At 61.4% G+C, this 26,375-nt stretch carries 17 protein-coding genes; 1 reads left to right on the forward strand and 16 read right to left on the reverse strand.

Annotated elements, in window-relative coordinates:
* Window positions 1-335: 335 nt before the first annotated feature.
* From U0177_RS24780 to U0177_RS24855, 16 genes are all read right to left on the reverse strand, one after another.
* Complete coding sequence (locus tag U0177_RS24780; RefSeq protein WP_409573349.1) at window positions 336-2,546, reverse strand: cellulase family glycosylhydrolase; 2,211 nt, start codon at window positions 2,544-2,546, stop codon at window positions 336-338.
* A gap of 410 nt (window positions 2,547-2,956) precedes the next feature.
* Window positions 2,957-3,724, reverse strand: coding sequence for a phosphoribosylformimino-5-aminoimidazole carboxamide ribotide isomerase (gene hisA, locus U0177_RS24785; RefSeq protein WP_409573350.1), 768 nt, complete (start codon window positions 3,722-3,724; stop codon window positions 2,957-2,959).
* Window positions 3,725-4,072: 348 nt separating this feature from the next.
* Complete coding sequence (locus U0177_RS24790; protein ID WP_409573351.1) at window positions 4,073-6,154, reverse strand: prolyl oligopeptidase family serine peptidase; 2,082 nt, start codon at window positions 6,152-6,154, stop codon at window positions 4,073-4,075.
* 77 nt (window positions 6,155-6,231) lie between these two features.
* Window positions 6,232-7,158: a DMT family transporter gene (locus U0177_RS24795; RefSeq protein WP_409573352.1), complete on the reverse strand. Its 927-nt coding sequence runs from the start codon at window positions 7,156-7,158 to the stop codon at window positions 6,232-6,234.
* A 68-nt stretch (window positions 7,159-7,226) separates the two neighbouring features.
* Window positions 7,227-7,622, reverse strand: coding sequence for a hypothetical protein (locus U0177_RS24800; RefSeq protein ID WP_409573353.1), 396 nt, complete (start codon window positions 7,620-7,622; stop codon window positions 7,227-7,229).
* A gap of 796 nt (window positions 7,623-8,418) precedes the next feature.
* The gene (locus U0177_RS24805; protein ID WP_409573354.1) at window positions 8,419-8,976 is read right to left on the reverse strand and encodes an EF-hand domain-containing protein; all 558 of its coding nucleotides are present in this window, start codon (window positions 8,974-8,976) and stop codon (window positions 8,419-8,421) included.
* A 425-nt stretch (window positions 8,977-9,401) separates the two neighbouring features.
* A complete protein-coding gene (locus U0177_RS24810; protein ID WP_409573355.1) occupies window positions 9,402-10,031 on the reverse strand; it encodes a GNAT family N-acetyltransferase in 630 nt (209 codons plus the stop codon).
* A gap of 102 nt (window positions 10,032-10,133) precedes the next feature.
* Window positions 10,134-10,901, reverse strand: a complete 768-nt coding sequence (locus U0177_RS24815; RefSeq protein ID WP_409573356.1) for an alpha/beta fold hydrolase — start codon at window positions 10,899-10,901, stop codon at window positions 10,134-10,136.
* A 185-nt stretch (window positions 10,902-11,086) separates the two neighbouring features.
* The gene (locus tag U0177_RS24820) at window positions 11,087-11,353 is read right to left on the reverse strand and encodes a DUF3303 domain-containing protein (protein ID WP_409573357.1); all 267 of its coding nucleotides are present in this window, start codon (window positions 11,351-11,353) and stop codon (window positions 11,087-11,089) included.
* 243 nt (window positions 11,354-11,596) lie between these two features.
* Complete coding sequence (locus tag U0177_RS24825) at window positions 11,597-12,862, reverse strand: glycosyltransferase family 2 protein (protein WP_409573358.1); 1,266 nt, start codon at window positions 12,860-12,862, stop codon at window positions 11,597-11,599.
* A 95-nt stretch (window positions 12,863-12,957) separates the two neighbouring features.
* Window positions 12,958-13,740: an alpha/beta hydrolase gene (locus tag U0177_RS24830; RefSeq protein ID WP_409573359.1), complete on the reverse strand. Its 783-nt coding sequence runs from the start codon at window positions 13,738-13,740 to the stop codon at window positions 12,958-12,960.
* Window positions 13,741-14,215: 475 nt separating this feature from the next.
* The gene (locus U0177_RS24835; RefSeq protein ID WP_409573360.1) at window positions 14,216-15,244 is read right to left on the reverse strand and encodes a restriction endonuclease; all 1,029 of its coding nucleotides are present in this window, start codon (window positions 15,242-15,244) and stop codon (window positions 14,216-14,218) included.
* 355 nt (window positions 15,245-15,599) lie between these two features.
* Window positions 15,600-16,232, reverse strand: coding sequence for a GIY-YIG nuclease family protein (locus U0177_RS24840; RefSeq protein ID WP_409573361.1), 633 nt, complete (start codon window positions 16,230-16,232; stop codon window positions 15,600-15,602).
* A 36-nt stretch (window positions 16,233-16,268) separates the two neighbouring features.
* The gene (locus U0177_RS24845; protein ID WP_409573362.1) at window positions 16,269-16,613 is read right to left on the reverse strand and encodes a hypothetical protein; all 345 of its coding nucleotides are present in this window, start codon (window positions 16,611-16,613) and stop codon (window positions 16,269-16,271) included.
* Window positions 16,614-17,184: 571 nt separating this feature from the next.
* Complete coding sequence (locus U0177_RS24850; RefSeq protein ID WP_409573363.1) at window positions 17,185-17,943, reverse strand: alpha/beta hydrolase; 759 nt, start codon at window positions 17,941-17,943, stop codon at window positions 17,185-17,187.
* A gap of 1,111 nt (window positions 17,944-19,054) precedes the next feature.
* Window positions 19,055-20,014, reverse strand: a complete 960-nt coding sequence (locus tag U0177_RS24855; RefSeq protein WP_409573364.1) for a hypothetical protein — start codon at window positions 20,012-20,014, stop codon at window positions 19,055-19,057.
* Between the two features lie 2,238 nt (window positions 20,015-22,252).
* On the opposite strand from U0177_RS24855, the gene mfd reads away from it, so the two are divergent.
* A complete protein-coding gene (gene mfd, locus U0177_RS24860) occupies window positions 22,253-26,182 on the forward strand; it encodes a transcription-repair coupling factor (RefSeq protein WP_409573365.1) in 3,930 nt (1,309 codons plus the stop codon).
* Window positions 26,183-26,375: the final 193 nt, after the last annotated feature.

Consider the following 26,375-nt stretch of genomic DNA (forward strand, 5'->3'; position numbering starts at 1 on the left):
CTTCCGCGCCGCTTACGCCGGTGCCGTTTGATCGCTTTCTTTTTGGTATGCTCTGCCCGGCAAATCCAGGCAGAGCATACTAATAGGAGCTACACACTTGCGTGATTCGGCTTCCCGAAGCCGTGCATATTACCTGCGGCAGCAAGGTACTTTTTGCTTATCGTGTGCATTTTCCGCGCTACGCGCGGAAAATGCACACATCCAAGCCGAAGGCCGAGCGCGCCAACTGCGTAAGCCCTAACTAAAAAGAAATTCGAGGGCAGCCAAGCCGCCCCCCATACAGCAAGCGCTCAGCTGGATGCGGTATTACGCAGCGAACGTTCTGCAGAGGCACGCTAATGCGCTGCGCACTGCCCGGCCCATGCCCACGCGCCTAGCCCGCCGACGCGCACCGCGCCGCTCTGCGGGTCGCGCTCGAGGCGGCCGCGCTCGAAGTACTGCACGCTCGTCGCCACACCATCCACCATCTCGGTCAGCTCGCCCGAGAGCGGGCTGCCGAGCCGCCAGGCGCCGTTGATCCGCTCGTAGAAATCGCGAAACGCCCCGCGCGGCGCGGCCGGCGCCCCCAGGCTGCGCCCGGCAGCGTAGGCCACGCCCAGAGCCACCGGCTGCACCACCCGCATCACCTGCTCGCCCTCGGGAATGCTGCGCGGGTCGAGCCCGGCGTCGGGGTGGTACTCCAGCGCCGCGCCAGCGAAGTACTGCACCACCACGCCGTCGGATGGCCGCTCGAACGCCTCGGTAATCGGCGGCCCAAAGCTCGTGGCGCCGCCGAACAGCTCCCAGGCGCGCCGGAACGCGCGCTTGACGGTGTGGCCGCTGCCGGCGATCGGCAGCGGGGCGTACTGGTCGTCGGCGAACTGCGGGTTCGTCGTGGTGAGCGGCAGGTCGCTGGTGGTGGCGCTCGGCAGTGGCGGCGCGGCTAGCCCGCGCAGCTCGGCGGCGGCCGGCTTCAGGCTACCGTCGGGGCGGTACAGCCCGAAGTGCTCTTCGCGGCTATCCCAGCGAAACGTCGGGCCGGCGTCGAAGTCGCGCAGCACCCACGCGAACGCGCCCGAGGCCCGGCCGCGCACCGCCGCCATCTCGGCCCGGAACAGCGCGAGCTGCGTGTCTTCGGTGTAGTTCTCGACGCATGCGGGGCCGGTAGGCCAGCCAAACTCCTCGACCACGATCGGCTTGGCGGTGTGCGCGCGCACCTCGTCGAGCTGCCGCGCGGCGGTGGCGGCGTCGTAGTTGTGCACGCTCACCACGTCGCTGTAGTCGATCACGCGGCGGCCGTCGGGGCCGGCCAGCCACAGGTTCGGGTGCAGGCTCATGCCCACCGTCACCAGCTGGCGCGGCGCAAGCGCGTGGACCGCGTCGGCCATGCGGCCGAGCCAGCTCAGCACCTCGGCGGCGTTCCCGCCGCGCCAGGCCTCGTACTGGTCGGGCTCGTTGTGCACGTCCCACATCGCAATGCGCTCGTCGTCGGCGAACTGCGGCACAAGCTCGCGCAGGTAGGCCAGGTCGCGGGCCTCGCCGGCGCTGCCGGCCGCCGGGAAGTCGTGGTCGAAGTCGAACAGCGTGACGATCAGGCGCATGTCGAGACTGCCGGCGATCTGCAGCAGCTCGCGCAGCCGCGCCACCAGCTCGGGCGCGAGCTTGCCGCCGCCGCCTTTCTTGCCGCTGAAGTTGTAGGGCACCATCACGCGCAACGCGTTGAGGCCCAGGTCGTCGCGGGCCTGGCGCAGCTCGCGGGCGATCTGCGGGCCATCCCACTCGCTCCACATGTCGGCCCACGGCCGCCACTGCGGGTAGTAGTTGGCGCCTTTCAGCAGCACTGGCTGGCCCAGCCGTGTGAGCTGCGCGCCGCTGGCTTGGACGAAACCGCCCGGCGCAAGGTTCGCCGCGGCGGGCGCGCCGCCTTGCAGCTCGCGCTGGAGCAGGCCCAGCTGCACCTGGTCGGCCGGGCGCGGCTGCTCGGGGTGGTACTCGAAGCGCGCGCGCTCGAACCACTGCGTCAGGTATGGCCGCCCGTCGGTCGGGCTGGTCTCGACGGCGGCTTCGGAGATCGGCATGCCGAACAGCGCCAAGCTCTCGGCGAAGCCCGTGCCGCGCCGGCCGTCGAACTCGAGGCCGTGGGCCGACCAGAACGGCCAGAAGCGCGCGTCGATCGCGTGTCCGGTCTCGGCGAAGCGATGCGCCGCTGCCGCGCCGGCCTTCGGGAATGTTTGCCAGTCGCGGCCCTGTGCGGCTAGCGCGTCGGCGCCAAGCCGGCCTAGCAGCACGTCGTAGGGCGGCTGGTTCGCGGGGTGCAGCTCGAGCCGCGCGCGCTCGAACAGCTGCACCGTCAGCGGGCCCGCGGCCGACTGCTCGGCATGCTCGGGGCCGATCGGGTAGCCGAATACTGGCAGCCCGCCCTGGCGTTGCCAGAACGCGCCGATCGCGCCGGCCACGCAGTCGGCGATCACCGGGGCGGCCTCGGGGAAGCAGCGCGCGGCTGGCTGCGCGCGCGCCGGCGCGATCGGCGCCAGCAAGATCAGGAAAGCAAGCAAAACGGAGCGCATGGGGTTGGCCTGTTTCTAGCGCGCTTTCGGCGCAGGGGTTTGGCGATGAGAGATCGGGGATGCTGTGCGTGGCGGCCATCAGCACCGCTCCGAAAACGCACGTGTATCGTGACTATGCGTTCGAGCTGTCTGAAATTGATGATCCGAGGGACTGCATCGCCCAGGCGCTTGTTCTGGCCAGCAGGTGCACGAGCCTGTTCGCGGATGGGCACACGGCATCATAGCGCGCACGTGCCGCGCCGGCAAGCCCACCGAGTAGTACTTTAGTTCTATCATGTACACGAGCTACGCGGTGCCCTGCCGCGTGGAAGGCTTGGAGAGTTTGCGCCCCCGAACCCCCACGGCGTAACTTGTGCCATCTCGCGGGGCGGCTGTCCTCTTCCCTGGCGCTCCCCTTCGCGCTTCGTGGATCAGCCGCGCTCCTCGGCGCGCTGCCAGGCCACTACGTCGGCGTACGGCAGGCTGCCGCCAAACAGGTCCAGCGCGCTGCCGATGCTCAGGTCGACACGGCCCTGGCCGTGGTGCTTGACGCGGTCGAGGTCGCCGAGCGAGCTGGCGCCGCCCGCGTATGTGACCGGCAGCGGCGAGCATGCGCCGAGCATGGCCACAAGCGCGGTGTCCACTCCCAGGCGCCGCCCCTCGACATCGACGCCGTGCACGAGAAACTCGGCGCAGTACTCGGCCAGCTGCGCAAGCGTCTCGCCCGCGACGGCGAGGCGCGAGAAGTTCTGCCAGCGATCGGTCACCACCCAGTAGGCGCCGTCGCGCCAGCGGCAGCTCAGATCGAGCACAAGGCGCTGCCGGCCCACCGTGGCGCACAGCTCGCGCAGGCGCTCGAAGTCGAGCTGGCCCGCGCGAAACACGTACGATGTGACGATCACGTGGCTGGCGCCGGCGTCGAGGTAGCTGTGTGCATTCGCCGGCGTGATGCCGCCGCCAAACTGCAGCCCGCTGGGGAAGGCGCGCAGCGCCGCGAGCGCCGCCTCGTGGTTGCCCGGCCCAAGCGCGATCACATGGCCGCCGGGGAGGTTGTCGGCGCGGTAGCGCCCGGCGTACAGCGCGGGCGGCTGCTCGGTCTCGAAGTTGGTGACGACGCCGTCGCCCTGGTCGGTCAGCGAGCCACCGACAATCTGGACGACGCGGCCGCCACGCAGATCAATGCACGGCCGAAATCGCATTCTTCGTGCTCCAATTTCTTTTTCTTAGAAGCTGTTTGAAAAGGGTGGTTTGGAGGGACGAAGTCCCTCCAAGTTTCCACTTTTTCTGGCGGGTGCGGCCACATTCGTGGCCGCCACCCGCCAGAAGGGAAGTGCGAGGGGCAAAGCCCCTCGCTCACCCCCTTTTCAAACAGGCTCTTAGGGCTTACGCACCTGGCGCGCTCAGCCTTCGGCAGAGCGGTACTATCTTGTTTATTGTGTGCGGTTTTCCGCGCTCCGCGCGGAAAACCGCACACAAAGATGGTAGGTGCCATACACCGAAGTATTGTGGTTGACGCTCACCGCCGCGATATGACTCATGGCACGCTCCTACGCGCCTGGCACGACGCCAAGCGCCCAGCAGTAAAAGCTCAGCTCGTCGACATCCTGCGCGATCAGCGCGGCGAGCGTGGTGCCGCCGCCGTGCCCCGATTCGCGCAGCGGCAGCAGCAGAAACGGCCCGCCGCGCGCGCCTTCGGCCTGCAGCCGCGCCACCATCTTCGGCGGGTCGTACGGCGGCGCGAGCTGGTCGTTCAGCGCAGCCGCGAATAGCATCGCCGGGTACTGGCGATCGGCCCGCACATTGTGGTATGGCGAGTAGCCCGCCAGGTACGGCCCTTCGACCGGGTCGTCGGGCGAGCCGTACTCGCTCGCCGCCGCGCCAAGGTGGCGGAACTGCGGAAAGTGCAGCATGTCGAGCAGCGGCGCGCGGCAAAACACCGCGCCGAAGGCATCGGGCGCCTGCAGCGCCGCCACTGCCACCAGCAGGCCGCCGTTGCTGTTGCCGCGCGAGGCCAGCCGCGCCGGCGTGGTGTAGCCCGCCGCCACAAGCCAGCGCGCGGCGGCGATGTAGTCGTCAAACGCGTTCTGCCGCAGCGTCTTGATCGCGGCCTGGTGCCAGGCGCGGCCGTACTCGCCGCCGCCGCGCACATTCGCGAAGGCTAGCACGCCGCCTAGCTTCAGCCAGGCGGCATGGAGCGCCGTAAAGCGCGGCTCAACAGAGATATTAAAGCCGCCGTAGCCGCTCAGGCGTACCGGCTGGCGCCCATCGCGCGGCATGTCGCTGCGGTGGACAATGAACATCGACACGCGCGTGCCGTCGCGCGATTCGTACCACACCTGGTCGGTGGCGTACGCCGCCGCGTCGAGCCCGACGTCGGGCACGTGGTACGGCAGCAGCCGATCGGCGGCGTAGTCGTAGCGATAGATCGAAGGCGGCTGCACGTACGACTGAAAGTTCAGCCACACTTCGTCGCCGCCCCACGCGCCGGACACGCCGCTGACCACGCCTTCGCCCTCGTTGCGATTCACCGAGCCAAGCGCCGGCAGCGCCAGCTCGCGCAGATAAGCTCCGTCCTCGGCGTAGATCTGCACGCGGTGCGACGCTGCACGCGAGTAGACGGCATAGATCCGGCCGCCGACGCCCGCCACGGTCTGCAGCGTGTCGGCGCCCTCGGCGATGATCGTCGTCCACTCGGCCGGCGCAGCCAGCGGCGCGACGCACGCGCGCCCGCGCGGCGCGTCGAGGTCGGTGTGGATCAGCAGCTGCTCGCCGATCACCTGCACCTGGTTGATCGCGCGCATGCCCGGCGCCACCGGCAGCAGCGCGCCGTCGGCAAGCCTCAGCAGGTACACGCTGTTGGCGTGCACGAAATCCCACTTGTACAGCACGGCAAAGCGACCGCACTCGCTCACTTTCACCGTGCACCAATACTCCTTCACGCGCTCGTCGCCGAACACCTTGCGCGCCGGCGCGCCCGAGCCGACGCGGTGCTCGTAGACTGCGTGCCAGTGCGCTTCTTCGCCGGCGGGCACTTCGCCCGGCTCGGGGTTCGCGGCGTAGAAGAAGCCAGCGCTATCGGGCCGCCACGCGAGCGATTCGTGGGCGGTGCCGCGCGGCCGGTCGGTCAGCAGCTGCCCGGTCGCAACGTCGAGCAGCTGGATCGTCGCGCCGTGGGTGCTGCCGCTGGCCCTGCCGAGCGCCACCAGCGCGCCGTCGGGCGATGGCGCCGCAAACACCAGCACTTCGCCGCTCGGCCAGGTGTTGGGGTCGATCAGCGCCTCGGCCGGCGCGCCGGCGTGGCGGCGGATCATCAGCACAAGCTTGTCGTCGCTCGCGCCGGCATACCAGAAGAACTCGCGCCCGCCCGGCGCGGTGCGGATTGGCAGCGCGCGCCGCTCGTAGCGCGCGGCGCGCGCCACTTCGGCGTGCATCTGCTCACGCGCGGGCACGGCATCCAGCACCGCGCGCGCGGCGGCCTCCTGCGCGCCGAGCCATGCCTGTGCCTCGGGGCTGCCGAGCTGCTCCATCCAGGCGTATGGGTCGCTAAACCAGCGGCCGTGCGCGCTGTAGCCGCCGCTGGCATCGCGGCGCGCGCTGGGAATGGCCGGACTCTGCCTCAGATCATCCAAGGTAGCACTCTCTCTTTTCGCGAATAACGACAGATCGAGTGTAGCAGCGCTGTCATCGGGCTAGGGGCGGAGGCGGGCTAGGCGGCATCATTCAGTGGGGGCCACGCCTCCTCGGCGCGTATGTGGCCCTGGCGATTTCCAGCCACCTCAATAACGCCGGCGCCAACGACGGCAGCCGCGCCAAGGGCGTGCAGCAATCCAAATGCCTCTCCCGAAAACAGCGCGGCGCTGGCGATGCCGATCACCGCCTCGATCTGCAGCAAAATACCGAGGCGGCCAGGGTCGACGTAGCGTGAACCCCAGTAGATCCCGGCCATCACGGGGATGAGAAAGCAGACCGCGACCAGCAGAAGCCACGGCGCGAGGCTGATGATCTGCCGCGTATCCGGAGGCTGATCGAGGGTTGTGAGTGGCAAGAGCGCCAGCACCGAAGCCGCGCAGAAGCCATACAAGAAGAATGCAAAGACTTGCTCAAACACCGAGGTCTCGGGTGCCTGGCGCACGCGCATGGCCCCGAAGGAGAAGATAATACCAGCCGCCAGAGCGAGCAGGTCTCCGAGGTTGACCGACGCGGAAGATCCTGCGCTTGATGCCAAGATCGCGAGCATGCCCGACAGGCTGAGCAGCAGCGACACTGCCCGCCGCTTTGTGAACGGCCGGCGCATGAGGCCGACCTCGATGAGAGTTCCCCAGGCTGGCATCGCATAGAAGAGGATGAGCGACCGCGCGACTTCGGTGAGGAGCAGGCTTTCAAGATACAGCGCGACCGCTGTGCCGATCAGCAGCCCGGTCTGGTACTGCTTCGCGCCGGTGGGTAGCCGCCGCGCAAGCCGATAGGCCGCCACGGGCGTAAGGGCGAGCAGCGGCGTGAGAAACTGCGCCAGCGTGGCCCAGGTTGGCGCGAGACCCTGGCTCTGGAATACGCGGAGCGGGATCCAGAACAGGCCCCAGGCGGCCGAGGCGACCGCGACGACAAGCTCGGGGTATGGTAGTTTTCGCTTCATTATATGCTGCCGCAGGCAAAATGCATGCAAGCGCAAGCCCTAGAAATACAACGACGCCCGAGCAAAGCTTACCCTGAAGCCTGCCGATCGAGGTACTGCAGAAGCTCGCTCGCGGTTTTTCCCTCGGCCCATTGCTCGTATGGGTATGTGACGCCGCCGTAGAAGATGTTCCAGCTGCGCATCGCCAGCCCCGGTGTTGTTGCCAGCGCGCGGATGCAGCGCGTTTCTTCGCCGCCATGCTCGCCAGGGTAGCCGCCATAGCCGCGCACAAGCTGAAACTCCCCCTGGCATGCGTGCAGTGTGTGATACACGTAGATATTCCGCTGTTGGCGGCCTTCGAGCAGTGCGATGATCGCATCATACTGCTGATTGTCAACATACAGGTCGTAGTCGCACACGCGCGAGTGTATGGCGCAGTCGGCCTGCGTCGCGCGGTAGTAGGTGAAGCCCTGCGGCGCAAGCATCCGAACGCTCGTGCTCAGCAGCGCGTGGCTGTTCGGTGCAAACCGGGCAGAGAACACCCAGTCGGGGCCTTTGCCCGCAGCCGCCAATTCATGAAACCAGAGCAGTTGAGAGTTCATTTTCAATAAAGTTAGGACTTACGCAGTTGGCGTGCTCGGCCTTCGGCAGAGCGGTTTTCCGCTCGGAGCGCGGAAAAACCGCATACAGGTACTATGCTGCCGCAGGCTCAATCTCGTCGCTTGAGGAAGCCGAATAGCACAAGTGCGTAGCTCCTAAAAGTCTAGAGTATCAAGAAGAGCATACCCGCTATGCGAGGGGGTGTCAAGCAGATGCAGCGCGTTGCTCAGGGCTCATGCAACGTCTTTCGACCCCTCCCCCGCCCGCGCTCGGGAGAGTGGGGTAATACCAAATCCGGCTGATCGCTTGGATTATGGTGGGGTTCGGGGGCGGCTTCGCCGCCCCCAATTTCTTTTTCTTGTGCGGCGCCCGGCTTTGCCGGGCGCCGCACAAAAACACAAGGAATCTGTCTGGGCAGGCACATGCTGCACATTGGTTATGGTGCGGCGCGGCTTCGCCGCGCCGCACCACCGTGCAGCGTGTATTTGCCCAATACAAAAACACAAGTAATCAAACGGAGTTGGTATAAGGGGGAGTGAGGGCCGACTTTGCGCAAGCCCTGGCGCGTTGCTGCGCTGGCTGGCCAGCGCAGATCAAAAAGAGCCATGCGGGGTTTGCGCCCGCATGGCCCTGTGTTATGCCGAGACTGGTGAGCAATGATCGCGAGGCTGGCTCAGCTGCTTAGAACTCGCCGTAGAACCAGTTGCTGGTCGCCGACGGGTCGTCGGAGGCGTAGTACTCGCCCCAGGCCACGGCGATCTCTTCAGCCGAGAGCTTGCCATCGCCATTGCTATCCAGCTTGCCGAACGCCTTGGCCGCATTCTCTTCGCTCACGCCCAGGGCGCCGACGAAGGCAGTGTACTCTTCCGCCTCAAGCTCGCCATCGCCGTTCGCGTCGAGCGCGCCAACAAGCCGCAGGTTCGTCTGCTTTGCGAATGCCGCAACTTCTTCCACATTGACAGCCGAAGGATCAAGCCCGCCTTCGGCCGCCGCCAGAACTTCCTGCAGCGTCACAGCGTTGTCGCCGTCCGCATCCAGGCCCTGCCAGTAGGCAGCCCAGACGCCGCGATAGCCGTTTAGGATGCTCTCGTACTGGTCGGAGCCCGAATCTACACCGAGGCTGCCCGCGACGCGCCGGCCCAACTCCTCGAAGTCGCTCGCGCGTACAAGCCCGTCTTTCGTCGTGTCCCACCGATAGTAGCCCAAAACCAATTTGCGAAGCTGGAATGATGACAACATGGCTTGATCGTACCTCCTCTGAGTGATACTTGTGCTCACAAGTCTCTGGAAGGTTACTCCGGCGTGGGCACTCAAATACCGGAGCCTACTACAATATATAGAATTTTAACCTCTTGTCAATATAACATTAGGCTAGGTTATGGATATATTTTTTGATGCGTTATACCAACTCCATTTGATTACTTGTGTTTTTGTGCTGGGCAAGCACATGCTGCACATTGGTGATGGTGCGGCGCGGCTTCGCCGCGCCGCACCATCACCAAGATTTCTGCGGGGGCGGCTTCGCCGCCCCGCACCCCACCGTGCAGGGTGTATTTGCCCAATACAGATTACTTGTGTTTTCTTGAGCGGCGCCCGGCAATGCCGGGCGCCGCTCAAAAAATTTCGGGGCGGCGAAGCCGCCCCGAACACTATAATCCAAGCGATCAGCCGGATGTGGTATCAGAATCGATAGGCGATAGTGTGTCGGCGGGGGTCAGGGCGTATACCATTTCATCGGCCAGCGTGCCATCCGCATAGCGCCAGGCATTCCGCAGGCGCCCTTCTTGCACAAAGCCTACGCGCTCGGCCACGGCCATGCTGCGGGTGTTGCGCGCATCGCATACAATTTCAATGCGCTGTGCCTGCAGCGCAGTGAGTACATATGCTGTGAGCAGCCGGACTGCCTCGGTGACGTAGCCGTGGCCTTGCTCCGAGACGCGTACCCAGTAGCCGATCGAGAACGCCGGAATGGCCCATCCATCTGGCTCGCGTGGGCGTAGCCCGATTCCACCTAGATAGCGGTGTGTCTGGATGTGCCATATGCCCATCGAAAATCGTTTCCGCAGCAGCCAATCGGCAGACACACGCACAATCCAGTCGCGCGTCTCGTCAAGCGTTTGGAAGGCGTCGGCCTGCTCTGGCTCCCACGGGCGAAGATGATCGCGCGACTCGGCATTCGCGCTGTGGCGCTCTTCAGCGTCGGCGAGCGTGTATGGCCGAAGCACAACGCGGGCGCCACGCAATTCCTCAAACATGGGATGCAGTGTCGGGTATCGTATCTGTGTATCTGCCATGAAGATGCTCCACTGCGCCAGCATGATTGAAGGGGTGCCCGGCGCGCGACCCACACTTTCGCACCAGCAAACTGCTGCGGTGGGATATTGAACGCAATATCTTTACCCTCGGGTGAAGAATGCGTTGATCGCGTTTGTGACTGCCTGCGGCTGAGTTATCGTCGGTACGTGTCCTGCTCCTGGCAGCAGAAGCAGCTGATTATTCGGGAGCTGTGCCGCTAGCGCTTGTGCAACGCTCACCGGCACAATGCGATCCTGTTCGCCGTGGATGATCAGCGTTGGCAGTGTAATGTGCGCGAGCTGAGGACGCAGATCCACATCATATAAGCTCTCATACAGCCGAATAGCTGCCTCGGGTGTCGAGCGGCCGACGATCTGCCGCCCCCAACGCCGCAGCACCTCGCTGTTCGCTTCCACTACACAGGCATTGACAAACTCGTCGAGCGTAGCGTGAAAATCAGCTTGGAGCGCGGCGACAAAAGGATCGCCACCGCGCGGCCGCTCGCGATGGTACACGCCATCAACGATGACGAGACCGCTAAAGCGGTTGGGCTGCAGCAGCACAGCCTGAAGCGCGGTTGCCGCACCTGCCGACTCGGCAGCGAGGATGCAGCGATCGACGGCAAAGGTGTCGAGCACGGCAAACACATCATCCACGAGGCTTGTGCTTGTAATCGATTCCGGCGAGGCCAGCGTTGCGCCAGAACCGCGATGGTCGTAGGCGATGGTATGCCAGAAAGGCGAAAGCAAGCTGAAGGGTTCAGTCCACAGCTCCCAGCTCCCGATCCATCCGCCCAAGGCAAGGATGGTTTGCGGAGCAGCGCCGAACGAGACGGCATATAGCTGGGCATCAGGGCGTGAGATGAACATGGCGCATCCTCCTCTAGGTTCGCTTCCACCCACGCGCTTCTTGGGCGAGTGCGAGCACAACCACCAGGCCGGGTATCAAGAGTATACACTGCTGAACGCCGTATCGTTTTGTGTGTCTAAGCTCTGCCTGGCCTTCTTCCTGCACCGTGCGAGCGCCCCACAGCGCCAACAATAATCTCCCGTTCTTACTGCGCGCCGGCCGCCGCGCGCGCGGCAGCGTCCGCCGACGTCGTTACCGCGTACACCTCGAAGTCGACAAGGTCGCTCCATTGCGAGATCCACTCGTCGAGCAGCGCGGCGTCGTCTGTTTCCATAACCTGGAAACACCGCTCCATCGGCAAATCAACCCAGCTTGCAATGTAGCCGAGCCCTTCGGGTGCGAGCCGCCCACGCTCGCGGAATCGCGCGTATACCGAGCCGGCGTCCCCGCCTTTGAAGTGCTCAATGACCATATACAGCACGTCGATCCTCCCAGACAGCAGGTGCCCCTGCGTTTCGCCACCGTCCAATCGCCCAACCTAACTGCTAGTTGGCGCGCTCAGCCTTCGGCAGAGCCGTACTCTTCTTCGTATCGTGTGCGGTTTTCCGCGCGGAGCGCGGAAAACCGCACACAGAAGATAGCCAAGTACCATGCTGCCGCAGGCGCAATCGCGTACTGTGAGGAAGCCGAAACACACACGTGCGTAACTCCTATGCTAATCGGCTGCGAAGTAGCCCGGCTGAGCATAGGGTGATGCATTCATTTCTTCAATATATACCAGGGAATCCAACGGCTCTACCTGGAGAGTCGAATTCTCCAGGCATATTGCGCCGCTCTTCACCAGCTCGAAATCAGTCTTCCAGGATATGTCCAGCCTGGTTCTGTCGGGGCTGCCCAGCATTGTGTTTGGCGAAGTGGTGAGCGAGCCCGGCCGTTTTCGCCGTATATAAAGGAATTTATCCAGGTTCCTAATCTCCATAGAAAAATGTGCTCGCAAAAGGAACTGAGAGTCAGCGCCATATCGGCGAATTGTTGAGAATAGACCCGCCTTTTTGACGCTTGCTATTTTTGCAAATGCCGTTGGATGAAACAGTGGATGGCTTGCAGTGACCTCCAGGGCGCGGGTTACGTTGACCGGAAATCGTACGGCGAGGACCTTTTCTTCTAGCTCGTCGACACGTAGCTCGTGGCATCCAGCCATATCGACCATGGGGTTTTGATTGATAAATTGATAGATCTCAGTGAACCTATCGTAAGTCGGTATGTCATCAGAGTCCTGAAAGCATACGTAATCGGTATTTGCGTGTTTAACGCAATGGTTCCTAGGAACATATGGGCCACAATTTGGCGGGTTCATCTTTCTATACTTCGGGAATAGGTGCTTCGCAACTATCTCAAAATGATCCTGCCTCAGCTCTTCGTCAAAATACACCCATATCTGGCTTGGCGGGATTGCGCTATCGTTTATTCCTTTCAGGCACGAGTCTAGGTACGACAGGTTGCCCTGGTGTGGAATAACGACAGTTAAGCGATCCGATCCATTGTACGCATCGCCAGGATGTGATAGATCATCAAAAGTCCGCGCTAGCATCCGCCCATTTTTGTAAGTCGATGAGATCCCGTAGTTAGCCACGTGAAAACATAGCAAGCGCAGGTTGCTCGGCCTGTACGCCTCCATAACGATTCGCAGGCATTCCTCAGTGAACACAATGCTCGTTACAACTTCATCCAGCCTCACCCCTTTCTCTGGCGCAGCTTCTGGCTTAATCAAAAACAGCGTACTAAGGCTTAGGCGCTCAAAAATATCGAGTACGCGAGCAGCTATTTGTACGATACTTTCAAAATTATCAGTAGAAGTAGATATGCAAATCGGCTGGGGGTGCGCGTCGATGACAAACACATAGTTTCCCTGAACCAGCTTGCCACTGTTGTACTTGTCGTGAAGCGATTGAATCGTGCAGCGAAGTATCTTGTAATTCATTTAGGGCCGCTTCTTGTTGTAGTAGAGCGAATTCCTTTATGAGATCCTCGTTAGTACTTTTACTGAGAGTAATACAGATAAGCGATTGCTCCTGCTTATCTCAAGTACCGCTGAAAGAATGCATCCCACGACTCAACCTCGGCCGCTGGGATTGCGGTGTGGCCGCCTGGGTTGATATGCATCGACTTCTCGGAGCTGCCGAATGCAGTGAACAGGGCGATGCCATAGTCCCGGCTGCGTATCGGGTCGTCCCATTGAAAGGCGAAACGCAGCGGTATGGTGATCGCCTGAGCAGCGCGCTGAAGTGTGACATGATCCGGATGCAGGTGCGCAAGGCCAAGCACCGCGCACATAAAGCGCTTCTCTTTGGCCAGCAGCGGCACGCCGATCCAGGTACCCTGCGAAACACCCCAATACCCGATCGAATCAACTGCCGGCGCAAAAAAGGCAAGCGCCGTATCAAGGGCCGCTTGCCACTCCGGTACTGCTTGGGCCGCCAGTGTGTCGAGAAACGCAATCTTTTCTGCAAAAGGTAAGGATGGCGCGCGCACATCGCCCTGTAGCCGGCGCTCTGTTTTCAGGCGCTCTGCTTCAGCTTCATCGCGTGTGATCCGCTCGCCATGCGCGGGGGCATCGATCGCAAGACTGACCCAGCCAAAGGTTATCGCATAGTGGATTGCCCGGTCGCGAATATTTGGCGCCTGCTTGTGCTGCGATCCACCATGCCCCAGCGCAACCAATGTTCGCGCTTCGAGTGGTGCGCTGGGTTTCCAAATCACACAAGGGACGGTTTCGCCGGCGACTTCGATGCTGAAATCGATCTGAAGTACGCCGTTCTCCAGAGATGTGGTTGTGCTCAGAGGCGGGCTATGGCTCATAGAGAAAATCTGCTGCCAAGCTCATCGTTGTGGACTGATAGCACGCTCGGTATTGTCCGGCGGCGGTCGTATGCGAAGAATTCCCGCGGATCATATCAGAGCTGTGAAAGACGTGCAAGCCGTGATGGAGCAGGCGATCACAGCGGCAACCTGGCCGTGTGCATTCTGGATCTGCGGTGGGGGATTTCAGGACGAAGGATGAAAGACGAATCAGCGCCGTCTTTCGTCTTCTTCTTTCGTCCAACCCGGTTCGGAAGTGTGATAGCCTGAGCTATTTGGGGAAGAGGACTATTCGGCTTTCCCGGTGCAGCATACAGTACGCAGCTGGCACAAGTACAGAGGATTGCGGACGAACGGATTGCGCATTCAGCTGCCGATGAGGCGCGCCCAAAAGCGACCTTCAAAACCGAACGATCTCGTGCGCGAAGCGGTCAACTGCAAGGCCGTGTTCGGCGCGCTCGCCACATAGAACTCTCTAATCGGCTAAAACGTAGATCCTTTTCAAAGGAATTAAGCTTTTTACTTCCTCATCCAACTTCTCATAGTAATCCACAAACAATTTTCGCAATTCAACAATGCCTAATAAGTTGATTGGAATGCTGGAGCGATCGGCTTCATATCGTGCTTCTTTCGAATAACCACCGGTGCTGATATAGAGGCACTTGTCGCCCGCGCTTCGCCCTCCGATGAAGGAGCGAATATCTTGGGAACTCATAGTGGTAGTTGGCCGGTGCTTTACCTCTACAAATATGCGCGGTTCTTCAAGTCCGAGACCATCTGGTGAAGCAAACACGTCGACACCACGATCCGAGCCTCGTGGCGATACCGTTGTTCGATATCCCATTGCGCGAAGAATACCAGCGACTAACTCTTGGACTTGATCCCATTGCAAGCGCACAATACGATCTTCAATCGCCTGTTCTGACTTCTCGAGCAGTTCAGCGCGGATCTCACGCTCTACCTCACTTTGCTCGGTAGGGCTTGATTGCGGTGTTGTGACCGTTGGCTTAGGTGTTGCCAAAGCTTGCTGGATTGGAATAGCTTTTGCCTGAAGCTCGGTAGCAGCTTTGCCTCGTACCAGAAAGAGCGTTTGAATCGCACCAAGCGTATTTTTCGCGTCACTACTCAAAGTACTACGGGATATTTGCAATTGCCATTCAACATCCCGTGCACGGCGTAGCTCTGGATCCAGTTCAGGCCGCCACTTGCAGTCCGACAGAATACGCCCAAGATAATAGATTTGTTTATCACGATCATGGGTCATGACCGCGTCGCCAACCTTGAGCTCTTGCATAAAGCGGATAATTTGGCTTACAGAAACTTGTGCCCGCCCCTCTGAATGACCAGCAAATGTCTGCTGGTAGAGTTGTATCAATTTTGGCTTTGCGATTAATGGATCGATTGATCCAAGTTCGGGCCAACCAATAGCTACGATATTGCGTTGGATAAAATCCTCAGCATAGATACTTTCTTTTCCAGCGCGCACAAACCATATATCAGCCATGAGTAAATCCTTTGAATAATCGATATCTAAAATTTAGTACGATGGTAATGATTACTTCGTAAACAAAGTTCTCTCGTAGTGGTGACACCAACGAAACACAGTGTCATGCTGAACGAAGCTCCGCTTCCACGACGCCGAATCATCAAGGGAGTGAAGCTTCGCTCAACATGACAATGAAATACAAAGAAACTTCGTTGACAAAGTAATGAGGAATGATTGGCTTAAGCATCAACGGCAGAGCTCAGCCGCGTCGCATTATAGACCGAGATGTGGTTCGAGCAGATTTTGTCTTTCAAATTGGCCGCGATCTTGTCGACGCGAAGCGGGCGGGTGTATGCGCGTGTTGCGCCACGTATCATGGCGCATCTGTCGGTATGAGATTTCCATCTTTGGTTTCTTTCTGACCACCATTCCAAGGCGGTGCAAGATCGCGAATAAGGCTATCTTCAAGGCCAGCCGCAAGATTCAAGTGAAACCCACCATAATGCAAGAGACCATTATCGGGTAAAACATACACCTCCACCTGTTTGCCTTGTTGCAATACCGTTTGAATATACCTGTTATTTTTTATGTTTGTTGACTGTGATGGCCCAGGGGAGCGATACCCTGCCATACGTTTGTTCAGCGTCTGGGTTGTTTTTCCAATGTAAAAGAGTTGCTTATCGACCACAAATGCGTAGAGGACATTTTGGGCGGCAGCATACTGTTGTAAATCGATTTCAAGTCCAGTGTTTGTCAATAGCCACTGTCCAGCAGAAACAAATCCGATGTTCAAAAGCCGTTGAAGTTTATGAGCCATCATCGATCGCCACTTCCTCCAATAACGAATCGAGCCGGTCCTTGAGTGGCGGGGCGTGCACCTTGCATCTGCCGACGACAGAATAGTGCCCAACAGGCGGGCATTGAGCCGCCGACGAGGCGCGCTGCAGTAAAACGCGCCACAATAGTAACGATCTCGCGCGCCGAAGGCGGTCGCCTGCATGCGCATGTTGGGCCACCTTATGCCTTCATGTGTGAGAGGGAATTAAGCCGTTTTTCTGCGCGAGCGATTGGATTGGCTCTTTCGTGGAGCGGATGCATTTTCCAAGCCAAGCGTGGCACGGATATCTTCTTGACGAACCGTGCTGCCACCCTTTCTCGATTGTTCTCCTGCGTCGGATTGCGGGATATCATCAAACGTCAAGACAGGTAGCTTCAATGCTGCCTTCAGATCTTCGATCGAACGCGCTAATTCGTCAATTGACTGCCCAAATGGCTCAACCGCTTCTGCCGTGCATCCGAGAATAGTGCCATCGTCGGCATAGAAGACCTCCCGTATGACGTAGTCGTGCTCGTTCTCGCGAAAAACGCGATAGTTCCAAGTCATCATAGGTCTTCCTTTCGTCCACGGAAGAAAAACGCGTTGCGCCGCTTCTCTCCCGCCCGTTGGATTTCGACGATTTGGACTTGCATATCGACTGTGTATAAAATCCGAAAATCACCAAGTCGTAATTCCCAATCAGCGGTCGGATTGGCTCGTAAGCGTTTGCGATTGCGGCGTCTCAACGTGTGGTTCATGGCGCAGTTGAGCCTCGATTCCATCCACAATCACTGCCTGTTCGTGCCGTTTGAACCAGCGTAAATCGTCAATCGCTTGGGTCGTATACTCGATCGCAAACATCAGCAGAGGAGCCTTCTCCCAAGCCTGCGTACGGCCTCGTGACAGAGGCATTATACCATAGGCAAAAATCTGGATATCGATAGCGTGTGAAGGTTTTCGCGAACAGAAAGAGGATGAGGATGCAAATAGTGGCCCAACGCCTTGCGCTTCAGCCGCGCCGCATCGATAGACTGGAAATGCAGCCAAGCAGAAACCGCATCCTAAAATAGCGAGGATCTCGTCGACGCGCAGCGGCGTCGGCTGGAAGCGCTTGTTGGGCCGGACGGAAACGGGGCTAGCATTATGGAGATTGAAATACCCACATCAGTCCTTTTGTGAGCCAGATGCCAGGGAGCGCAAAATGCGGTGTATCTGTTGCATCGATGTGAGTAAGGTGTAGGTGCGGATAGGCACGCTGTTCAAGTGCAGTGACGAGCGGCGTGAGATCGTAATATGCACTGACTACGAAGAGTTCTACGGGAAGGTCACCATGCTGCGTGGCGTAGCGGGCTTCAAAATCGAGCAGTTGGTCGAGAAACCCGTCAAGAACAATAAAGCGCTGGAACACACTCGTAGCGTGAAATACAGTGTAGAGTGCAAAAAGCGCGCTTGACGAGTAGCCCCATAGGACGCGATTGGTTGAGTTAATGCGATAACGTTGTTCGGCAAATGGGAGCAATTCCTCGGTTAAGAAGCGAAGATATGCCTCGCCACGGGGTGGCAGATCGCTCCAAGGTGTCGGAAATGGTGCAAAGTCACGATCACGCAGATTATTCCCACCCTCTGCAGGTCCGAGTTTGCTTCCATATGCAGGACTCACAATGATGATATCAGGAATATGGTGATAGTATTCAAGATATTGAACGATATCGGTGGCCATCGCGAAGGCGTGATCACCGTCAAGGAGATACAGAACCGGATAGTTGATTGCTGTTTGGGAATAGCGTTCTGGCAAGCGAACCTTGATGACATAGTCTTGATCAAGCACGTTTGAGTGGAATGTATGTTGTTCTGAATACAAGATTGAGACCGGCGGAGGAAGTTGCTGTTCAGGGCTCATGAGAAAACTCCTTCCATAGGTCGACGGCGTTCTGGATTATGCGCTTACTGTAGTGCTTTTGTCAAAGGTAAGCGTGAATGACAGAAAGCACTGCAACCACGCATATCGGTGGTGCCGGCCCAACTCATTATTAGACGGACTATTACAACTCTTTACCTGAACTGCTACGACGATTACACACAAATGTGTAATAGTATAGCTCCACACAGCGATCCTCCCCCGCATGCCCTCGTTCGGCAAGCGAAAAGGGGTGCGCTCAAAAGCCGCTGTACATCGCGTGAAGAAGCCTATGGCCCGACCTGGTATTGGCACGATAATCGAGCAAAGCATAGCACAGATTCGCGCAGTGGCAAGAGGTATCACGCATACTTCTGCACACAGGCGCAGAGCCGCCAAGGTCTGCAAGGATGGTAGACATTGTCTGAGAGATTGTCTGAGAAGGAACCACCAAGACACGAAGACACCACGATCGAGTATGTCGTGTTCGTGCTTTTTCAGCGTATGAGCGCGTGGTGCCCTGGTGCCTTGGCCGTACACTAGCCAAACAGCCTCTCAAGGATTACAAAGCCCTGCTACCTCGCTCCCAACGACGCGCGCCCCGCCAATCCCCCGCCAGTCCTGTCTGGCTATAGCCTATGCACACCTGACCTGAGACTCGCTGGTAGACCAGGAGTTTTGTGTAGACGAGCCTACAGAACATGTAGACAAGCCTACAGAACATGTAGACGAGCCTACAGAACATGTAGATGAGCTTACACAACGTGTAGACTGAACTGACAGAACATGTAGACCAGCCTACAGAACATGTAGACCAGCCTACAGAACATGTAGACCAGCCTACAGAACATGTAGACGAGCCTACAGAACATGTAGACCAGCCTACAGAACGTGTAGACTAAGCTGACACAACGTGTAGACCAGCCTACACAACGATTAAACAAGCCATGATCACTGGCGCGCGCGGGGGATTCTTGCGCGTACGCGGCGTTACAGCGCGGCGGCGGGCCTGGGCAGTGCGGTGATAACGCTGAGAAAGCACCAACACGGCATACACGATCGTGGTGTCTTCGTGTCTTGGTGGTTACTTCTCAAACAATTTCTAATGATACTGCTAGCTCTTGATCGGCAAGCTCTGCAGGTTCAACGGCACTTTAAAACGAAAGTCTGCCCAGCCATAGTAATTCTCGAAAACCACGGTAAACTCTTTGGCCTTCGGCGAGAGCCGAGCAAACTCAACATAGTACTCCTTGCGGGCGCCCTGCGGAATGACGTATTTCGGCAGGCTGTAGTCGGTGTCCGAGATCGTATACTGGTTCCCCAGGTCGTCGGCGATATACGAGTACTGTCGCTGGAAGTCGAACAGCAGATCTTGGTTTGATTTATTCCAAAAGCTGATATGCCAGCGCGATGTGCCGTCCTCGAATACCTCGATCTTTTGGATGAACAGGTATAGCTCTTCGCCGGCCGGGCTTTTTCTCTCGGCGACGTTGTCGAAGACGGCGGGCCACTGAGCCGCCGCCGTAGCGGCTGTGGGGCTCGCGGCAGCAGCGCGATCGGCCGCAGGCTGCGTTTCGGCGCGCAGTGGCGCCTGCGAGTCGTTTCCGCCCGCGCTCGACGAGAGCTGAAACAGCCGCACGCCCATGGCGATCAGCACCAGCAGCAGCGCGGCGGCTACCATCCACGGCAGGCGGCTAGCCGGCATTGGCGGGCGAGAACGCGCAGCACCAGCGACCGCCGCGCGATCGCTTGGCGCGGCGCTAGCGGCTTCGTCGATCGGCAGATCCTCAACCACTACGTTCCAGCTGCGCAAGACGCCTTTTATCTGCCGGATATTCGCGCGCGCCTCGTCAATACCCTGCGCGACAGCGGGCGGAATATTTAGGCTGCCGATTGCATCGCGCTGCAGCATGTAATGTTCGAGTGCCCGCCTATTTGTGTTTAGTAGCTTCTGCTGCGCGTTGATGTCTTCTTGTGATGGCATTTGCTCGCTATCCCGTTGTTTCAGCCTGATTATCTCATAGAAGCTCCTGTATATAGTACCACGAAATAAAACAAGAAAACAATCGGCCATACCCAACGATTTATCGCGTTCCCTTCGAGGGCTTTCGGGGGCTGCGCGCCCCCGTGCCCCGCGGCAGAGGGCGGCCGCCCGCCCTCTGCACTCCCCCGCTGGGGCGCTGCCCCAGACCCCGTAAAAGAATGCCGTCTCTATCGCTACGCCGGTGGCGTATGCCTCATGGCAAACCGACACGTTTTTGTGCGCCGCAAGGCATGTGCGCCTGACATTGCCGCTGGCACAGCCTTTCCCGTAGGGCGCGCATCGTGCGCGCCTCGTGCTTGCTTCCACCACGGTTTTCGAGGGCTGCGCGCCCCCGTGCCCATAATGAATGCGGTCTCTATCGCTACGCCGGTGGCGCATGCCTCGTGGCAAACCGGCACGTTTTTGTGCGCCGCAAGGCATGTGCGTACGGCGTTGATCCTGGCACGGCCTTTCCCGTAGGGCGCGCATCGTGCGCGCCTCGTGCTTGCCTCCACCACGGTTTTCGAGGGCTGCGCGCCCACGTGCCCATAATGAATGCTATCGCTATCGCTACGCCGGTGGCGCATGCCTCGTGGCAAACCGACACGTTTTTGTGCGCCACAAGGCATGAGCGTTTGACATTGCCGCTGGCACAGCCTTTCCCGTAGGGCGCGCATCGTGCGCGCCTCGTGCTTGCTTCCACCACGGTTTTCGAGGGCTTCGCGCCCCCGTGCCCATAATGAATGCTATCGCTATCGCTACGCCGGTGGCGCATGCCTCATGGCAAACCGGCACGTCTTTGTGCGCCGCAAGGCACGAGCGCCTGACATTGCCGCTGGCACAGCCTTTCCCGTAGGGCGCGCATCGTGCGTGCCTCGTGCTTGCCCCCACCACGGTTTTCGAGGGCTTCGCGCCCCAGACCCCACAAATGAATGCTATCTCTATCGCTACGCCGGTGGCACATGCCTCGTGGCAAACCGGCACGTTTTTGTGCGCCGCAAGGCATGAGCGCCTGACATTGCCGCTGGCACAGCCTTTCCCGTAGGGCGCGCATCGTGCGCGCCTCGTGCTTGCCCCCACCACGGTTTTCGAGGGCTTCGCGCCCCAGACCCCACAAATGAATGCTATCTCTATCGCTACGCCGGTGGCACATGCCTCGTGGCAAACCGGCACGTTTTTGTGCGCCGCAAGGCATGAGCGTCTGACATTGCCGCTGGCACAGCCTTTCCCGTAGGGCGCGCATCGTGCGCGCCTCGTGCTTGTCCCCACCACGGTTTTCGGGGGCTGCGCGCCCCAGACCCCACAAATGAATGCCGTCTCTGTCGCTACGCCGGTGGCGCCTGCCTCGTGGCAAACCGACACGCTTTTGTGCGCCGCAAGGCATGCGCGTACGGCGTTGATGCTGGCACGGCCTTTCCCGTAGGGCGCGCATCGTGCGCGCCTCGTGCTTGCCCCCACCACGGTTTTCGAGGGCTGCGCGCCCCAGACCCCACAAATGAATGCCGTCTCTGTCGCTACGCCGGTGGCGCATGCCTCGTGGCAAACCGGCACGTTTTTGTGCGCCGCAAGGCATGAGCGCCTGACATTGCCGCTGGCACAGCCTTTCCCGTAGGGCGCGCATCGTGCGCGCCTCGTGCTTGCCCCCACCACGGTTTTCGAGGGCTGCGCGCCCCAGGCCCCACAAATGAATGCTATCGCTCTCGCTGCGCCTGCGGCGCATGCCTCGTGGCAAACCGACACGCTTTTGTGCGCCGCGAGGCATGAGCGATAGGGCGCGCATCGTGCGCGCCTCGTGCTGCCCCACCACGGCTTTCGAGGGCTGCGCGCCCCAGACCCCACAAGGGCTTTCGGGGGCTGCGCGCCCCCGTGCCCCTCGGCAGAGGCGGCCGCCCGCCCTCTGCCTCCCCCGCTGGGGCGCTGCCCCAGACCCCGTAAAAGAATGCCGTCTCTATGGCTATGCCGGTGGTGCATGCCTTGTGGCACAGAATGATGTGCTGGTTCACTCTGAGGCATGAGCGTCTGACGTTGCCAGTGGCACGGCCTTCTTTAACGGTGGCGGCGCGCACGATGCGCGCCCTACACCGGGCAATGCGCTCCCACGCTCTCCGCTCTCCGCTCTCCGCTCTCCGCTCTGCGCGCGCGCTTTACGATCGGCATGATTCGTGCTATAACATCCCCTACGCGGCCGCAGCAATGCGCGCCGCGCGTACATCTGTCGTTGGTGCGAGGGGCTAGCCATCGCGGCTACGCCCCCGATCGTTTTGTGCAGAGCAGGCTGCGCTACGACGTATGGAACCAGAGCTGAGCACTATTCTTGAGCAGATCGCCGGGCACCCGCGCACTGCGGCGCTGGCCGCGCGCCTGCGTGGGCAGCACGCCGAGCGGCTGCACGTCTCCCCGGCGATCGGCGCGGCGCGCGCGCCGATCGTGGCCGCGCTGGCGCACGGCCTGGCCGGCCCGATCGTGTACGTGGTGCAGAACGGCGACGCCGCGCTGCGCGCGCGCGAAGACCTGTGCGAGTGGCTGGGCGACGAGCAGGTGCTGCTGTTCCCCTCCAGCGACGCCATGCCCTACGAGCCGATGTCGCCAGGCAACGATGTGATCGCCGCGCGGCTGCGCGTGCTGCGCGCGCTAACCAAGAGCCAGGAGCCGGGCGCGCGTAGCCCCGAAGGCGACTCCGCGCTAGTCGTCGTCGCGCCGATCAAAGCGCTGCTCCAGCCCACGCTCGCGCCGGCCGACCTCGCGGCGGCCAGCGTGACGCTGCGGCGCGGCGAGGCCCACAACCTCGAAGCGCTGATCGAGCGCTGGGTGGCGATGGGCTACCGCGCCACGCCCACGGTCGAAGAGCCGGGCGAGCTCAACCGGCGCGGCGGCATCGTCGATATCTTCCCGCCCGGCGACGACCTGCCGCTGCGGATCGAATTCTTCGGCGACGAGGTCGACAGCCTGCGGCGCTTCGACCCGATCAGCCAGCGCAGCGAGGCCCAGGCGCGCGAGGCCACGGTCGGCCCGGCCCACGAGATCGCGCTGTGGCGCCGCGAGGCCGCCGCCGCGCGCATGCGCGCGCTCGACGCGAGCATGCTGCGCCGCGAGGCCGCCGACGAGTGGCAGGCTGCGATCGAGCGGATCGAGCAGGGCGAGCGCTTCGAGGGGCGCGCACTGTTCGCGCCGTTCTTTTGGGAAGAGACGACGAACGACGAAAGATCGAAGGCCAATGCGCAAGCGCGTATCGGCGAGGCGATTGCGCCGCTGGTTCTTGCGCCTTCGTCGTTGCTAAGGCACCTGCCGCCCGCCACGCCGCTGGTCTTCAGCGAAATGCTGCTGCTGGCGCAGCACGCCGCCGAGCAGAACCACCACGCCGAAGAGCGCCGCAAGGCCCACGCCGACGCGGGCGAGCTGGCCGCCGGCTTTCCGCGGCCGTACCTGCTGTGGGGCGAGCTGCTGGCGCAGGGCGAGCACCTGGCGCTGGTAAACCTGAGCAACAACGACGTGGAGGTTGGCGGATGGGAACAGGAGGCTGGCGCGGCCGGGCGCGATACCAGCCCGCCGCCAGCGGCCATCGGCCTCTCCGAAGGGCTGTTCGCCCCGGCCGAGCTGTTCGGCGGCCAGCTGCGCCGGCTGATCGACGACATCGTCGCGCGGCTGCGCGCCAACGAGCGCGTGGTGGTCGTCACGCCGCAGGCCGCGCGCATCGAAGAGATGGTCGAGGAGGCGCTTCAGACGAAGGACGAAGGACCAAAGACCAAGGACGCTAGCTCTGAGGAAGACGAAGGACGAAAGACCAAGGACGACAGCCCTGCGGAAGACGAAGGACCAAAGACCAAGGACGCTAGCGCTTCGTCCTTTGCAGATCACTCGCCTTTTGTCCTTCATCCTTCGTCCTTTGTGGTAGTGCACGGCTCGCTCGACGCAGGCTGGCGCTCGGCCGACCTGAACCTGACGCTGTACACCGACGCCGAGATCTTCGGCTGGCGCCAGCGCCGCCCCACCGCCGAGCGCAAGCGCAAGCGCGACCGCAACGCCGAAGAGCGCGCCACGTTTCTGCGCGGGCTGAAAACCGGCGACTACGTGGTGCACATCGAGCACGGCATCGCCGTCTACGAAGGCCTGATCCGCCGCGTCGTCGGCAAGACCGAGCGGGAGTACCTGAACCTGCGCTACGCCGAGGGCGACCGGCTGTACGTGCCGGTCGACCAGATCGACCGGGTGTCGCGCTACATTGGCGCGGGCGACGCAGCGCCGGCGCTGACGCGCCTGGGCACGCAAGACTGGGAGCGCGCCAAGCGCAAGGCCCGCGCCGCCGTGCAAGAGCTGGCCAACGACCTGCTCGAGCTCTACGCCAAGCGCCAGCTCAGCCAGGGCCACGCCTTCAGCCCCGACGGCGAGTGGCAGCGCGAGCTTGAGGCCGCCTTCCCCTACGCCGAAACGCCCGACCAGCTGCGCGCAATCGCCGACGTCAAGCACGACATGGAGCTGGTGCAGCCGATGGACCGGCTGATCTGCGGCGACGTAGGCTTCGGCAAAACCGAGGTCGCGCTGCGCGCCGCCTTCAAGGCCGTGCAAGACGGCAAGCAGGTGGCTGTGCTGGTGCCTACCACCGTGCTGGCGCAGCAGCACTACGAAACATTTAGCCGGCGCATGGCCGCCTTCCCGCTAACGATCGACGTGATCTCGCGCTTCCGCTCGGCCAAAGAGCAGGAGGCGATCACCGTGCGGCTGGCGCGCGGCGAGATCGACATCATCATCGGCACACACCGCCTGCTCTCAAACGACATTCACTTCAAAGACCTGGGGCTGCTGGTGGTGGACGAAGAGCAGCGCTTCGGCGTGCGCCACAAAGAGCGCATCAAGCAGATGCGCGCTAATGTCGACGTGCTGACCATGACGGCGACGCCCATCCCGCGCACGCTGCACATGGCGCTGGCCGGCATCCGCGACCTAAGCGTGATCGACACGCCGCCCGAAGATCGCGTGCCGATCAAAACCTACGTCGTGCCCTACGACGACCAGATCATCCGCGAGGCGGTGCTGCGCGAGCTTGACCGCGGCGGCCAGATCTACTTCCTGCACAACCGCGTGCAGAGCATCTACTACGTCGCCGAGAGGCTGCGCCAGCTTGTGCCCGAAGCCGAGATTGGCGTAGGCCACGGCCAGCTTGGCGAGCACCAACTCGAAAAAGTCATGCTCGACTTCTTCAGCGGCAAAGACGACATCCTGGTGTGCACGACGATCATCGAGAGCGGGCTCGACGTGCCGAACGCCAACACGATCGTGATCGACGACGCCACCACCTACGGCCTGGCGCAGCTCTACCAGATCCGCGGCCGCGTGGGCCGCAGCGCCCAGCGCGCCTACGCCTACCTGTTCTACAAGCCCGATCACCGCATGACCGCCGATGCCCAGGAGCGCCTGCAGGCCATCCAGGAGGCCACCGAGCTTGGCGCGGGCTTCCGCATCGCCATGCGCGATCTTGAGATCCGCGGCGCGGGCAACCTGCTGGGCGCCGAGCAGAGCGGCCACATCGCCGCCGTCGGCTTCGACCTGTACTCGCGGCTGCTCGAGCAGGCCGTGCGCACGATGAAGGCACAGCTGGTCGCGTCGAACTTCCGGGCGCCGACGAAAGACGGAAGAACGAAGACAAAAGACGAAGGCGACGACCCCAGGGCCGCTGATACCGCACCGTCCGGGGGCGAGCCTCCTACTGCACCTTCATCGTCCTCCGTCGTTCGTCCATCGTCGCGCAAGCCGCAGCCGACTGTCAAGGTGGACGAGAAAGTGCTGATCTCGCCGCTGATCACGCTCGACCTGCCGCTCGACGCATATCTGCCGCCCGAGTACATCGGCGACGACCGGGTGCGCCTGGCGGTGTACCAGCACATGGCCGAGGCGCAGACGCCGCGCGCGGTGCGCGAGCTGCGCCAGGAATTGCGCGACCGCTTTGGCGAGCCGCCCGAGCCGGCCGAGTGCCTGCTGACATGGCTGAACATCAAGGCGCTGGCGCTGGCCGCCGGGGTGACATCGGTGGTAACCACCGCCGAGGAGTTTATTATTCGCCTGCCCGAGGGCGGCGAGCTCGATCGCGAGAAGCTGCGGCGGCGCTTCGGCAAAGATCCGAGCGTGCGAGTCGGCCCGCAGTTCGTGCGCCTCGACCGCCGCACGCTGCCCGGCGAGAGCTGGATTGCGGCGCTCGGCGGCGTGCTCGAAACAATGGCGAAGTAGCGCGCCGCCGTGTATGAGACTTTATTGGAAATAATAATAGTAGGAGTTACGCACTTGCGTGATTCGGCTTCCTAAAGGCAGAGATTGAGCCTGCGGCAGCATGGTACTTGGTCATCTTCTGTGTCCATTTTCCGCGCTGCGCGCGGAAAATGGACACGATACAGAGAAATAGTACCGCTCTGCCGAAGGCTGA

The organism is Kouleothrix sp. (assembly GCF_046328425.1).
GTDB lineage: Bacteria > Chloroflexota > Chloroflexia > Chloroflexales > Roseiflexaceae > Kouleothrix.

Bases quoted from the DNA above. Each gene is read 5' to 3' on its own strand.
- U0177_RS24840 (WP_409573361.1), bottom strand. From the start codon at position 16,232: ATGCGCATGCAGGCGACCGCCTTCGGCGCGCGAGATCGTTACTATTGT.
- U0177_RS24835 (WP_409573360.1), bottom strand. From the start codon at position 15,244: ATGGCTGATATATGGTTTGTGCGCGCTGGAAAAGAAAGTATCTATGCT.
- U0177_RS24815 (WP_409573356.1), bottom strand. From the start codon at position 10,901: ATGTTCATCTCACGCCCTGATGCCCAGCTATATGCCGTCTCGTTCGGC.
- U0177_RS24795 (WP_409573352.1), bottom strand. From the start codon at position 7,158: ATGAAGCGAAAACTACCATACCCCGAGCTTGTCGTCGCGGTCGCCTCG.
- mfd (WP_409573365.1), top strand. From the start codon at position 22,253: ATGGAACCAGAGCTGAGCACTATTCTTGAGCAGATCGCCGGGCACCCG.
- hisA (WP_409573350.1), bottom strand. From the start codon at position 3,724: ATGCGATTTCGGCCGTGCATTGATCTGCGTGGCGGCCGCGTCGTCCAG.
- U0177_RS24780 (WP_409573349.1), bottom strand. From the start codon at position 2,546: ATGCGCTCCGTTTTGCTTGCTTTCCTGATCTTGCTGGCGCCGATCGCG.
- U0177_RS24805 (WP_409573354.1), bottom strand. From the start codon at position 8,976: ATGTTGTCATCATTCCAGCTTCGCAAATTGGTTTTGGGCTACTATCGG.
- U0177_RS24845 (WP_409573362.1), bottom strand. From the start codon at position 16,613: ATGATGACTTGGAACTATCGCGTTTTTCGCGAGAACGAGCACGACTAC.
- U0177_RS24850 (WP_409573363.1), bottom strand. From the start codon at position 17,943: ATGAGCCCTGAACAGCAACTTCCTCCGCCGGTCTCAATCTTGTATTCA.
- U0177_RS24810 (WP_409573355.1), bottom strand. From the start codon at position 10,031: ATGGCAGATACACAGATACGATACCCGACACTGCATCCCATGTTTGAG.
- U0177_RS24820 (WP_409573357.1), bottom strand. From the start codon at position 11,353: ATGGTCATTGAGCACTTCAAAGGCGGGGACGCCGGCTCGGTATACGCG.
- U0177_RS24855 (WP_409573364.1), bottom strand. From the start codon at position 20,014: ATGGCCGATTGTTTTCTTGTTTTATTTCGTGGTACTATATACAGGAGC.
- U0177_RS24825 (WP_409573358.1), bottom strand. From the start codon at position 12,862: ATGAATTACAAGATACTTCGCTGCACGATTCAATCGCTTCACGACAAG.
- U0177_RS24830 (WP_409573359.1), bottom strand. From the start codon at position 13,740: ATGAGCCATAGCCCGCCTCTGAGCACAACCACATCTCTGGAGAACGGC.
- U0177_RS24800 (WP_409573353.1), bottom strand. From the start codon at position 7,622: ATGCTTGCGCCGCAGGGCTTCACCTACTACCGCGCGACGCAGGCCGAC.